Origin of the sequence: Arthrobacter sp. B2a2-09 (assembly GCF_027587375.1) — a bacterium.
GTDB lineage: Bacteria > Actinomycetota > Actinomycetes > Actinomycetales > Micrococcaceae > Arthrobacter.
The window spans coordinates 72221-84620 of record NZ_JAMXIC010000016.1 but is presented as its reverse complement, the minus strand read 5'-3'; the positions used below and the strand labels follow the sequence as shown (position 1 = coordinate 84620).

The following is a 12400-nucleotide window of genomic DNA, read 5'->3' as shown; positions in this document are numbered from 1 at the left end:
CAGCTACGCGCGGAAGAACCAAGTGGTTTCCTAGACGAAGGACCCTGACAAAGGGCGGCCGGCGCAGGTGAACGAAGCAAATCTCCACGATCATTGGATCGTGTTGAGCCAAGCCCCGTGCATCTGCGCGGGGCGTTTTTTAGTTGCAGCTCTTTTGAGCGGGGACCCGGAAAACCGGCTTTATTCCCCGGAAGGAGGGTTATGGCAACGCCTAGCAAGATCTCTGCAGTAGCTGAGATCACCAACGATTTCAAGGAATCGAACGCCGCTGTCCTGACCGAATACCGTGGGCTCTCTGTTGCACAGCTCAAGCAGCTGCGTGTTTCTCTCGGCCTGGACACCAAGTTCTCGGTCGTCAAGAACACCCTGACCGCCATTGCAGCCAAGGAAGCTGGTGTCGAAGCATTCGACGGTCAGCTCGCCGGCCCCACTGCAATTGCATTCATCAAGGGTGACGCGGTTGCTGCCGCCAAGAGCCTGACGGACTTTGCCAAGGTCAACAAGCAGCTGGTCATCAAGACCGGCTACTTCGAAGGCAAGGCACTGAACGCAGCAGAGGTTGCCGCTCTGGCAGCCCTCGAGTCCCGTGAGCTGCAGCTCGCCAAGGTTGCAGGCATCCTCAAGGCACCTGCTGCCGCTGCTGCACGCATCATTGACGCTCTGCGCCTCAAGCTTGAAGAAGAGGGCGGCGCTGTAGCACCGGCCGCTGAAGAAGCACCGGCTGCAGAAGAGGCTCCCGCCGAGGCTGCTGCAGAAGAGGCTGCCGCTCCGGCTGAAGCCGCTGAAGCAGCAACCGAAGAGAACTAAGTTCTCCCCATTCAAACTGCGGTGCAGTAGCGGACGACGTCCGCGGCAGCACCACCTAAAGGAAGGACGCCAAACATGGCGAAGCTCAGCAACGAAGAGCTCATTGAAGCTTTCAAGGAACTGACCATCATCGAGCTCTCCGAGTTCGTCAAGCTCTTCGAAGAGACCTTCGAAGTTACTGCTGCTGCTGTTGCAGTTGCAGGCCCGGCTGGCGCCGGCGCTGGCGAAGAAGTTGAAGAGAAGACCGAATTTGATGTCATCCTCGAAGGTGCCGGCGAAAAGAAGATCGCCGTGATCAAGGAAGTTCGCGCTATCACCTCCCTCGGCCTCAAGGAAGCCAAGGACCTGGTTGACAGCGCACCGAAGGCTGTCCTCGAAGGCGCCACCAAGGAAGCCGCAGAGAAGGCCAAGGAGCAGCTCGAAGCTGCCGGTGCCAGCGTTACTGTCAAGTAACTCGCTATACCGAGGAAGCCCCGTCCGGATCCGTCCGGGCGGGGCTTCCTGCATTTAAGGGCAACGCGGGGTCACTTACGGCCCATTTGGTGCTGCTGGATGGGCCGTAAGTGACCCCGCGTTGTTAGATGGGGTCGCTGATGTCGGCTACGACTGCCTGCAGCGCGGCGGCCAGCTCATCGGCCTTCACGAAAGCGCTGAATCCGTGCTCGCCTGCGCCCATGGAGATCCTGCGTCCGGCGATGCTGGCATCCGCATAGACCGGCCAGGGCTTCGAACTTCCCAGGGGCGTGATGGTGCCGCGCTCGTAGCCGGTTGCCTCGAAAGCGATGTCGGCGGAGGGCATGGACAGCTTATTGACGCCCAGGAGGGCGCGCAGCTTGGGCCAGGAGATCTGCCGGTCACCCGGAACCAACGCAAACAGGAAAGTGCCATCCCGGTGCTTGACCACAAGGGACTTCACGATGTCCGCAGGCGTGATCCCCATGATGCGGGCCGCTTCGTTAAGGCTGCCTGCCGCCGCCCGCTCTACGAGTTGGACTTCGAGTCCGCGGGCGGCCGCGTCGGCAAGGAATCGCTCAGTGCCCCGCATTCATGCTCCATTTCCGTTCATGGCGATCCAGCCGCCGAATCCGCCGAACATCTAGTCGCGGTAGAGAAGCAGTGCTTCGCCTTGGCCGCCGCCACCGCATAGGGCCACCGCCGCTTTGCCCTTCCCGCGGCGCTTCAGCTCGTGGGCAGCGTGCAGGGCAAGCCGCGCTCCTGAGGCGCCGATCGGGTGTCCAATCGCAATTGCTCCGCCGTGGATATTGCACTTCTCCAAGGGATAATCCAAGTCCTTCAAGGACTGCACGGCAACCGAGCCGAAGGCTTCGTTGATCTCAATGAAGTCCAGATCGGCCGTTGTCCACCCCGCGCGGTCCAGAGCGTGCCGTATGGCGTTGGAAGGCTGCGAATGCAGGCTGTTGTCAGGTCCCGCTACTTGGCCGGGCTTCCCGACGACGGCAAGGTAGTCAAGGCCGTTCTCCTCGGCAAAGCGGCGGCTCGTGAGCACGAGTGCGGAGGCGCCGTCGGACAGGGGAGAGGAGTTGCCCGCGGTGATGGTTCCGTCGGTAGCAAAGGCGCCCTTCAAGGGGGCCAAGGTCTCCAGCGTCGTTTGGGGGCGGATACCTTCGTCACTTGTCAGCACCAGCGGTTCGCCCTTGCGCTGTTTGACGCTGATAGGTGTGATCTCGCGGTCGAACAGTCCTTGCTCGGCGGCCGCGGCTGCACGCTGGTGTGATGCGGCGGCCACTTCATCCTGTGACCGGCGATCGATGCCTAGCGAGAGGTTCTTGATCTCGGTGGAAAGGCCCATTGACTGGCCATCAAAGGCGTCGGTGAGGCCGTCGTGGGCTGCGACGTCGAGGGCTTGGATCGCCCCATAGCTCCACCCTTGCCTCGAACCCGGCAACAAGTGGGGAGCGCGGCTCATCGATTCCTGACCGCCGGCAACCACGACGGCGGCATCGCCGCTGCGGATCATTCGCGCGGCATCGATCACGGCAGTCAGTCCGGAGAGGCAGACCTTGTTAAGGGTGACGGCCGGGATGTTCCAACCGATGCCGGCGGCGATCGCGCTTTGCCGGGCCGGATTCTGGCCGGCGCCCGCCTGCAGGACCTGTCCCATAATCACTGCGTCCACTTTGTCCGCGGTGAGCCCGCTCGCCGCAATGGCGCCTGAAATGGCGTGAGCACCGAGCTCGACGGCGGTGAGCCCAGCCAGTTGCCCGTTCAACCGTCCCTGTGGGGTACGGCTGGCGGAAAGGATGACAACGTCGTTGTTGTTGTCCGTTTTGTCTGAGGGGGTGCTCATTTTCTCTCTTCCGATCAAAGGTGGTGAGCCTAGGCTACCGTGGCGCCCATCACCTCTCCATTCAACAATGGAGCCCGGAACAACATTCCGCCCACGGCAGTATGGGGCCGGGCCGCATAGGTGCCTGCAGCAACTGTGCTTGCATTCAGGCGAGATGTGGGGTAGACAGGTGGGTTGATTTGCCGTATTGTGGATATTTGCGTCTTCCCTGTTAACCTTCAGCCTTCATATAGCGGTGGGCTTTACCTCTCAGCTGCGCCATCGACGTGCCGTTTAGAACGAGCATGGTCTTGGCCAGCGGGGGTCCCGGGTCATATAGCGGAACCGGAAAGGTACACTGCGGATTCAATCTGCAGGGTGCAAGCGGGGGAGATCTGAAAACGCCTGAAGGTCTGTGGAAGGATCCCTCTTGGTCGCCTCGAGCACCTCTAATAACGAAACCGCTAATACGGCAAGCACCGATGGTGCAACTCGCCGGCTCTCATTCGCAAAGATTCACGAACCGCTGGACGTTCCGAATCTGCTCGCACTGCAGACAGACAGCTTTGACTGGCTGGTCGGAAACGAACGCTGGCAGTCGCGGGTAGCGAAGGCTGTCGAGGAAGGCGACCTGAGCGTCGCCACCACCTCTGGACTTGCCGACATCTTCGAAGAGATCTCCCCCATCGAGGACTTCCAGGGCACTATGTCCCTGAGCTTCTCCGAGCCGGAGTTCGCTGATCCGAAGTACACCATGGCCGAATGCAAAGACCGTGACGCCACTTACTCGGCACCGCTGTATGTCAAGGCCGAGTTCATGAACAACAACACGGGTGAAATCAAGCAGCAGACCGTGTTCATGGGCGATTTCCCTCTCATGACCGAGAAGGGAACGTTCGTTGTCAACGGCACCGAGCGTGTCGTCGTCTCCCAGCTGGTCCGTTCGCCGGGCGCCTACTTTGAGCGCACCGCTGACAAGACCAGTGACAAGGACATCTTCACGGCAAAGATCATCCCGTCCCGCGGTGCATGGTTCGAGCTCGAAATCGACAAGCGCGACCAGGTCGGCGTACGCCTCGACCGTAAGCGCAAGCAGTCGGTCACCGTTCTGCTGAAGGCCCTTGGTTGGACCGAAGGCCAGATCCTCGAAGAGTTCGGCCAGTACGACTCCATGCGCGCAACGCTGGAGAAGGACGCCACCGAAACCCGCGAAGACGCCCTGCTGGACATCTACCGCAAGCTGCGTCCGGGCGAGCCGCCCACAGTCGAGGCTGCCCAGTCCCTGCTGGACAACCTGTACTTCAACGCCAAGCGCTACGATCTGGCCAAGGTTGGCCGTTACAAGATCAACCGCAAGCTCGGCATCGACCGCTCCCTTGGCGACAAGGAAGCTTCGGTGCTCCACGTTGAAGACATCGTGGCCATGATCAAGTTCCTCGTCGCGCTTCACGCCGGCGAGAAGACCCTCATGGGCAAGCGCGATGGCGAAGACCACGAGCTCCGCGTCGAGATCGACGACATCGACCACTTCGGCAACCGTCGCATCCGCGCCGTCGGCGAACTGATCGAAAACCAGGTCCGCACCGGCCTGTCCCGCATGGAACGCGTCGTCCGCGAACGCATGACCACGCAGGACGTCGAAGCGATTACGCCGCAGACCCTGATCAACATCCGCCCGGTTGTGGCAGCCATCAAGGAGTTCTTCGGAACGTCCCAGCTGTCGCAGTTCATGGACCAGAACAACCCGTTGTCGGGTCTGACCCACAAGCGCCGCCTGTCGGCTCTTGGCCCGGGTGGTCTGTCCCGTGACCGCGCAGGCATGGAAGTTCGAGACGTTCACCCGTCCCACTACGGACGTATGTGCCCCATCGAAACTCCTGAAGGCCCGAACATCGGCCTGATCGGTTCGTTGGCTTCCTACGGCCGCATCAACCCGTTCGGTTTCATCGAGACTCCGTACCGCCTGGTGTCCGAGGGTGTCGTTTCCGATGAGGTCCAGTACCTCACCGCCGACGACGAAGCCGAAGTCCTGATTGCACAGGCCAACGCACCGCTGGATGCCGACAAGAAGTTCGCGGAAGAAACCGTGCTTGTCCGTGCCCGTGGTGGTGGAGGCGAGCCCGTTCTGGTTCCGGCTGGCGAAGTTCAGTTCATGGACGTCTCCCCGCGCCAGATGGTGTCCGTAGCTACCGCTCTGATTCCGTTCCTCGAGCACGACGATGCAAACCGCGCACTCATGGGTGCCAACATGCAGCGCCAGGCTGTGCCGCTGGTCCGTTCCGAGGCCCCGTTCGTGGGTACCGGCATGGAGCGCGCTGCCGCCGTCGACGCCGGTGACGTTGTCATCGCGAAGAAGGCCGGTGTCGTCAACGAAGTTTCCGCTGACCTCGTCACCATGCTTAACGACGACGGCACGGAAACCAGCTACCGCATCAACAAGTTCGCCCGTTCAAACCAGGGCAACTGCTACAACCACCGTGTCCTGGTCAACGAAGGCCAGCGCCTCGAAGTCGGCGGCATCATCGCTGACGGTCCGGCAACGGACCAGGGTGAACTCGCCCTCGGTAAGAACCTCCTCGTGGCATTCATGTCCTGGGAAGGCCACAACTTCGAGGACGCCATCATCCTGTCGCAGCGCATCGTCGCTGAGGACGTCCTTTCCTCCATCCACATCGAGGAGCACGAGATCGATGCCCGCGACACCAAGCTTGGTGCCGAGGAAATCACCCGTGACATCCCCAACGTGTCCGAGGAAGTCCTCGCGGGACTGGACGAGCGCGGCATCATCCACATCGGTGCCGAGGTTGAAGCAGGCGACATCCTGGTCGGCAAGGTCACCCCGAAGGGTGAAACCGAACTGACTCCGGAAGAGCGCCTCCTCCGTGCGATCTTCGGCGAGAAGTCCCGCGAAGTGCGTGACACCTCCCTGAAGGTTCCCCACGGTGAGTCCGGCACGGTTATCGGCGTGCGCGTCTTCGACCGCGACAACGACGACGAGCTGCCCCCGGGCGTCAACCAGCTGGTTCGCGTCTACGTTGCTGCCAAGCGCAAGATCACCGACGGCGACAAGCTCGCCGGCCGCCACGGTAACAAGGGCGTCATCTCCAAGATCCTCCCGATCGAAGACATGCCGTTCCTTGCTGACGGCACGCCGGTGGACATCGTCCTGAACCCGCTGGGTGTTCCGGGCCGCATGAACGTCGGCCAGGTCCTCGAAACGCACCTCGGTTGGGTTGCGAAGACCGGTTGGAAGATCGAAGGCGAGCCGGAGTGGGTCAAGAACCTGCCGAACCTGCCTCGTGAAACCGGCCAGACCACTGTCGCCACCCCGGTGTTCGACGGTGCACGCGAAGAGGAAATCACAGGTCTGCTGGATTCCACCAACGTGACCCGCGACGGCGACCGCCTGATCGACTCCTCCGGCAAGACCCGTCTGTTCGACGGCCGCTCCGGCGAGCCGTTCCCGGACCCGATCTCCGTGGGCTACATGTACATCCTGAAGCTCCACCACTTGGTGGACGACAAGATCCACGCGCGCTCCACCGGCCCGTACTCCATGATCACGCAGCAGCCGCTGGGTGGCAAGGCACAGTTCGGTGGCCAGCGCTTCGGTGAAATGGAAGTGTGGGCGCTCGAAGCATACGGCGCTGCCTACACCCTCCAGGAACTGCTGACGATCAAGTCGGACGACATCCACGGCCGCGTGAAGGTCTACGAAGCCATCGTCAAGGGCGAGAACATCCCCGAGCCTGGCGTTCCGGAATCCTTCAAGGTCTTGATCAAGGAAATGCAGTCGCTGTGCCTGAACGTGGAAGTTCTTTCCACGGATGGTACGACGATCGAAATGCGTGACTCTGATGACGCAGTCTTTACGGCTGCGGAAGAACTGGGCATTGATCTGTCTCGCGCAGAGCCCAGCTCCGTAGAAGAGGTCTAAACAGCCGCTCTGGCTGGCGGTGCAGACCGCCAGCCAAGGCAGCTGCCTCTTTCCGTAAACCCAAGACTTCAGAATTTAGAGAACAAGAGAGAACAGGGACCATATGTCCAGCGAATCCTCCTTCGGCCTCATGCAGATCGGCCTCGCCACCGCGGAAGACATCCGCGGCTGGTCTTACGGTGAGGTCAAGAAGCCGGAAACCATCAACTACCGCACGCTCAAGCCCGAGAAGGACGGCCTCTTCTGCGAGAAGATCTTCGGCCCGTCCCGGGACTGGGAATGCTACTGCGGCAAGTACAAGCGCGTGCGCTTCAAGGGCATCATCTGCGAGCGTTGTGGCGTTGAAGTCACTCGCGCCAAGGTGCGCCGCGAGCGCATGGGCCACATCGAACTGGCCGCTCCCGTCACGCACATCTGGTACTTCAAGGGTGTTCCCTCCCGTTTGGGCTACCTCCTTGACCTGGCACCGAAGGACCTTGAAAAGGTCATCTACTTCGCTGCCTACATGATCACCAGCGTCGACACCGAGAGCCGTCACGCGGAACTGCCGAACCTCCAGGTGGAGCACGACCTCGAGAAGAAGCAGCTCGTCGACAACCGCGACAGCGACATCGCCACTATCGCCCGCGACCTTGAGGACGAGCTTGCCCGCCTCGAAGGTGAAGGCGCCAAGGCTGCAGACAAGAAGAAGGCCCGCGACTCCGCGGACCGTCAGATGGCCAACGTCCGCAAGCGCGCGGATGCTGAGATCGAGCGCCTCGAGCAGGTCTGGGACCGCTTCAAGAACCTCAAGGTCGCCGACCTCGAGGGTGACGAAGGCCTGTACCGTGAACTGCGCGACCGCTACGGCATGTACTTCGAAGGCTCCATGGGTGCCGAAGCCATCAAGAAGCGTCTTGAGAACTTCGACATGCAGGCAGAGTCGGAGTCCCTGCGCGACACCATCCAGAACGGCAAGGGCCAGCGCAAGACCCGTGCCCTCAAGCGCCTGAAGGTGGTCAACGCTTTCCTGACCACCAACAACAGCCCGCTCGGCATGGTGCTGGACGCCGTCCCGGTGATCCCGCCGGAACTGCGCCCGATGGTCCAGCTGGACGGTGGCCGCTTCGCGACCTCCGACCTCAACGACCTCTACCGCCGTGTGATCAACCGCAACAACCGACTCAAGCGACTGCTTGACCTCGGTGCTCCGGAGATCATCGTCAACAACGAGAAGCGCATGCTTCAGGAAGCTGTTGACAGCCTCTTCGACAACGGCCGTCGCGGCCGTCCGGTCACGGGTCCCGGCAACCGTCCGCTGAAGTCCCTGAGCGACATGCTCAAGGGCAAGCAGGGCCGTTTCCGCCAGAACCTGCTCGGCAAGCGCGTCGACTACTCCGGCCGTTCGGTCATCGTCGTCGGCCCGCAGCTGAAGCTGCACCAGTGTGGTCTGCCCAAGCAGATGGCCCTGGAGCTCTTCAAGCCGTTCGTGATGAAGCGACTGGTTGACCTCAACCACGCGCAGAACATCAAGTCGGCAAAGCGCATGGTCGAGCGTTACCGCCCGCAGGTCTGGGACGTGCTGGAAGAAATCATCACCGAACACCCGGTGCTGCTCAACCGTGCACCTACCCTGCACCGCCTCGGCATCCAGGCATTCGAGCCGCAGCTTGTTGAAGGCAAGGCCATCCAGCTTCACCCGCTGGTTTGTGGCGCCTTCAACGCCGACTTCGACGGCGACCAGATGGCAGTCCACCTGCCGCTGAGCCCCGAAGCGCAGGCTGAAGCCCGCATCCTGATGCTGTCCTCCAACAACATCTTGAAGCCGTCTGATGGCCGTCCGGTGACCCTGCCTTCGCAGGACATGATCATCGGTCTGTACCACCTGACCACCAAGCGCGTTGGTTCCGCAGGCGAAGGCCGTATCTTCTCCTCGGTTGCGGAAGCCATCATGGCCTACGATGCCCGCGAACTGCACCTGAACTCCCAGGTCAAGATCCGTCTTGAGGGCTTTGTTCCTTACGCCGGCTGGGAAGCTCCGGAAGGTTGGGAGCCGGGTCAGACCGCACTGGTCCAGACCTCCCTCGGCCAGGTTCTCTTCAACGAGACCCTGCCGGAGGACTACCCGTGGGTTGAGGCTGTTGCTGACAAGGGCGAGCTTTCCCGGATCGTCAACGACCTCGCAGAGCGCTACCCGAAGGTTGTCACGGCCGCAACGCTGGACAACCTGAAGGACGCCGGTTTCTACTGGGCAACCCGCTCGGGCGTCACCGTGGCAATCTCCGACATCGAGGTGCCCACCTCCAAGCCGGCCATCCTGGCCGGTTACGAGACCATGGCTGCCAAGATCCAGGCCCAGTACGACAAGGGCCTGATCGACGACGACGAGCGTCGCCAGGAACTGATCGAGATCTGGAACAAGGCCACCAACGAAATCGCCCAGGCGATGCGTGACAGCCTGTCCCCGATGAACACCATCAACCGCATGGTGTCCTCCGGTGCACGTGGTAACTGGATGCAGGTCCGCCAGATCGCGGGTATCCGTGGTCTTGTGGCCAACCCGAAGGGTGAGATCATCCCGCGTCCGATCAAGTCCTCGTACCGCGAGGGCCTGTCGGTGCTGGAATACTTCATCGCCACGCACGGTGCCCGTAAGGGTCTGGCCGACACCGCCCTGCGTACCGCCAACTCGGGTTACTTGACCCGTCGTCTGGTGGACGTTTCGCAGGACGTCATCGTCCGTGAAGAGGACTGTGGCACCGAGCGTGGTCTCATGACCGCAATCGCCGTGCCGGACTCCAACGGTGAGCTGGTCCTTGACGAGAACGTCGAGAACAGCGCCTACGCACGTACCCTCGCCGTCGACGTCGTCGACTCCAAGGGCGCTGTGCTGGCAGCGGCCGGCACCGACTGCGGCGACGTCGTCATTGCCGAGCTGCTCGCAGCCGGCATCACCGAGGTCAAGGTCCGTTCCGTGCTCACGTGTGAGTCCAAGGTCGGTACCTGTGCGCTCTGCTACGGCCGTTCGCTGGCCACCGGCAAGACCGTGGACATCGGAGAGGCCGTCGGCATCATCGCCGCACAGTCCATCGGTGAACCCGGTACCCAGCTGACCATGCGTACGTTCCACACCGGTGGTGCTGTTTCCGCCAGCGGTGGCGACGACATCACCCAGGGTCTGCCCCGTATCCAGGAGCTCTTCGAAGCCCGTACTCCGAAGGGTGTCGCACCGATTGCTGAAGCAGCCGGCCGCATCGCCATCGAAGAGTCCGAGCGCCAGATGCGCCTCGTCATCACCCCGGACGATGGTTCCGAGGAGATCGCCTACCCGGTGCTGCGCCGTTCCCGCCTCCTCATCGAGGATGGCGAGCACGTCAGCGTCGGCCAGAAGCTGATCAACGGTCCTGTGGACCCGAAGCAGGTTCTGCGCATCATGGGTCCGCGTGCCGCCCAGAAGTTCCTGGTGGACGAGGTCCAGGGCGTTTACCGCAGCCAGGGCATTGGCATCCACGACAAGCACGTGGAAGTCATCGTCCGCCAGATGCTGCGCCGCGTGACCGTCATCGAATCCGGCGACTCCGATCTGCTTCCGGGCGAGCTCGCTGAGCGTAGCCGCTTCGAGGACGAGAACCGTCGCGTGGTGTCCGAAGGCCGTACCCCGGCTTCCGGTCGTCCGGAACTCATGGGTATCACCAAGGCATCTCTGGCAACCGAGTCCTGGCTGTCGGCCGCTTCCTTCCAGGAGACCACCCGCGTTCTGACGCAGGCGGCCATGGAAGGCAAGAGCGACCCGCTGCTTGGCCTCAAGGAGAACGTCATCATCGGTAAGCTCATCCCGGCCGGTACGGGCCTGCCCCGTTACACCGAGGTCACCGTGGAGCCGACTGAAGAAGCAAAGGCAAGCCTGTTCACAGGCCCCAGCGCATTCACCGACTTCTCGTACGACGCCCTGGGCGGCGACGGAGCTCCCGAGTTCCACGCCATTCCGCTGGACGACTACGATCTCGGCAACGACTTCCGCTAAGAAGCGGGCACGGCGGGCCCTTTCGTGTCGCGTTCCGCGCCACGTAGGGACCCTGCCGCCCTGCCCTTAGTCTGCAAGTCAAGGAAGGACCCCGCACTCAGTGAGTGCGGGGTCCTTCCCGTTCGGCGGGCCTTGTGCGCGGCGTTTGGTGCCCGACGACGGCGGGCACCAAACGCCGTCGTCCTCGCCTTACACCCGATTAAGGCCCCAGATCAAGCCATGCTAGACTTTTCGTAATTGTTCTGTGTGGCAGTGGATGAAGGCCGCCGCAGCATCATTTCGGTTTTGTTCTCATGATGCTTTGGTGGTGCCTGTTTCCGGGTTGCGGGCTACGTGCGCAACGAATGCCGCACTTTTGCACGCCCACCGGTCTTCGGACCAGGGCCGCATGGACAACGCCAAAGCTCTCACGCAAACACAGGCCAACGCCTGGGCGCGGAGCAGAGATCAACCAACGGAGAACACGAAAGTGCCTACGATTAACCAGCTGGTCCGCAAGGGCCGCACGCCGAAGGTCTCCAAGACCAAGGCCCCCGCGCTTAAGGGCAGCCCGATGCGCCGCGGTGTTTGCACCCGCGTTTACACGACCACCCCGAAGAAGCCGAACTCGGCTCTCCGTAAGGTTGCACGTGTGCGCCTCAACGGTGGCGTTGAAGTTACCGCCTACATCCCCGGTGTTGGCCACAACCTCCAGGAGCACTCCATCGTGCTGGTCCGTGGTGGTCGTGTGAAGGACCTTCCGGGTGTCCGTTACAAGATCGTCCGTGGTGCCCTCGATACCCAGGGTGTCAAGAACCGCAAGCAGGCCCGCAGCCGCTACGGCGCAAAGATGGAGAAGAAGTAATATGCCTCGCAAGGGTCCGGCCCCGAAGCGGCCGCTAGTTTCCGATCCCGTTTACGGTTCCCCGTTGGTCACCCAGCTGATCAACAAGGTTCTGATCGACGGCAAGAAGTCCACCGCAGAGCGCATCGTTTACGGCGCACTCGAAGGTGCACGTGCCAAGTCCGGTGGCGACCCCGTCGCCGCCCTCAAGAAGGCCATGGACAACGTCAAGCCTTCCCTCGAGGTCCGCTCCCGCCGTGTCGGTGGCGCAACCTACCAGGTTCCCGTTGAGGTCAAGCCGGGCCGCTCCACCGCCCTCGCTCTCCGTTGGCTGGTTGGCTACTCCAAGGCCCGCCGCGAGAAAACGATGACCGAGCGCCTCCAGAACGAAATCCTGGATGCGTCCAACGGTCTCGGTGCCGCTGTGAAGCGTCGCGAAGACACCCACAAGATGGCCGAGTCGAACAAGGCCTTCGCACACTACCGCTGGTAAAACTTCCCGTACGCCGCCGGCTCCTCGAGCTGGCGGCGAACGTGTAGTCC

Annotated in this window: 8 protein-coding genes; 6 read left to right on the top strand and 2 right to left on the bottom strand. The window is 62.1% G+C overall.

Annotated features, from left to right (window positions below; translation table 11 throughout):
• Positions 1-201 precede the first annotated feature (201 nt).
• Positions 202-807, top strand: coding sequence for a 50S ribosomal protein L10 (rplJ, locus tag NFJ07_RS16690; protein WP_234749043.1), 606 nt, complete (start codon positions 202-204; stop codon positions 805-807).
• Between the two features lie 75 nt (positions 808-882).
• The gene (gene rplL, locus NFJ07_RS16685; RefSeq protein ID WP_269995978.1) at positions 883-1260 is read left to right on the top strand and encodes a 50S ribosomal protein L7/L12; all 378 of its coding nucleotides are present in this window, start codon (positions 883-885) and stop codon (positions 1258-1260) included.
• 124 nt (positions 1261-1384) lie between these two features.
• Here the strand turns inward: rplL and NFJ07_RS16680 are convergent, their stop codons facing one another.
• Both NFJ07_RS16680 and NFJ07_RS16675 read right to left on the bottom strand, forming a co-directional pair.
• Positions 1385-1852 (bottom strand): aminoacyl-tRNA deacylase, encoded by a 468-nt coding sequence (locus NFJ07_RS16680; RefSeq protein ID WP_269995977.1) that lies wholly within the window; start codon positions 1850-1852, stop codon positions 1385-1387.
• A gap of 51 nt (positions 1853-1903) precedes the next feature.
• A complete protein-coding gene (locus NFJ07_RS16675) occupies positions 1904-3115 on the bottom strand; it encodes an acetyl-CoA C-acetyltransferase (protein WP_269995976.1) in 1212 nt (403 codons plus the stop codon).
• A gap of 409 nt (positions 3116-3524) precedes the next feature.
• Between NFJ07_RS16675 and rpoB the strand changes: the two genes are divergently transcribed.
• The 4 genes from rpoB to rpsG all read left to right on the top strand — a co-directional run bounded on the left by rpoB (position 3525) and on the right by rpsG (position 12350).
• Complete coding sequence (gene rpoB, locus NFJ07_RS16670; protein WP_059387358.1) at positions 3525-7031, top strand: DNA-directed RNA polymerase subunit beta; 3507 nt, start codon at positions 3525-3527, stop codon at positions 7029-7031.
• Positions 7032-7134: 103 nt separating this feature from the next.
• Complete coding sequence (locus NFJ07_RS16665; protein WP_265979299.1) at positions 7135-11034, top strand: DNA-directed RNA polymerase subunit beta'; 3900 nt, start codon at positions 7135-7137, stop codon at positions 11032-11034.
• 469 nt (positions 11035-11503) lie between these two features.
• A complete protein-coding gene (gene rpsL, locus NFJ07_RS16660; protein WP_009358312.1) occupies positions 11504-11878 on the top strand; it encodes a 30S ribosomal protein S12 in 375 nt (124 codons plus the stop codon).
• A 1-nt stretch (position 11879) separates the two neighbouring features.
• Positions 11880-12350, top strand: a complete 471-nt coding sequence (gene rpsG / locus NFJ07_RS16655) for a 30S ribosomal protein S7 (RefSeq protein ID WP_059387355.1) — start codon at positions 11880-11882, stop codon at positions 12348-12350.
• The last annotated feature ends 50 nt before the right edge of the window (positions 12351-12400 follow it).

What these genes read in the sequence shown, in the direction of transcription:
- rplL (WP_269995978.1), top strand. Translation starts at nt 883, where the DNA reads ATGGCGAAGCTCAGCAACGAAGAGCTCATTGAAGCTTTCAAGGAACTG.
- rplJ (WP_234749043.1), top strand. Translation starts at nt 202, where the DNA reads ATGGCAACGCCTAGCAAGATCTCTGCAGTAGCTGAGATCACCAACGAT.
- rpsG (WP_059387355.1), top strand. Translation starts at nt 11,880, where the DNA reads ATGCCTCGCAAGGGTCCGGCCCCGAAGCGGCCGCTAGTTTCCGATCCC.
- NFJ07_RS16675 (WP_269995976.1), bottom strand. Translation starts at nt 3,115, where the DNA reads ATGAGCACCCCCTCAGACAAAACGGACAACAACAACGACGTTGTCATC.
- NFJ07_RS16680 (WP_269995977.1), bottom strand. Translation starts at nt 1,852, where the DNA reads ATGCGGGGCACTGAGCGATTCCTTGCCGACGCGGCCGCCCGCGGACTC.
- NFJ07_RS16665 (WP_265979299.1), top strand. Translation starts at nt 7,135, where the DNA reads ATGTCCAGCGAATCCTCCTTCGGCCTCATGCAGATCGGCCTCGCCACC.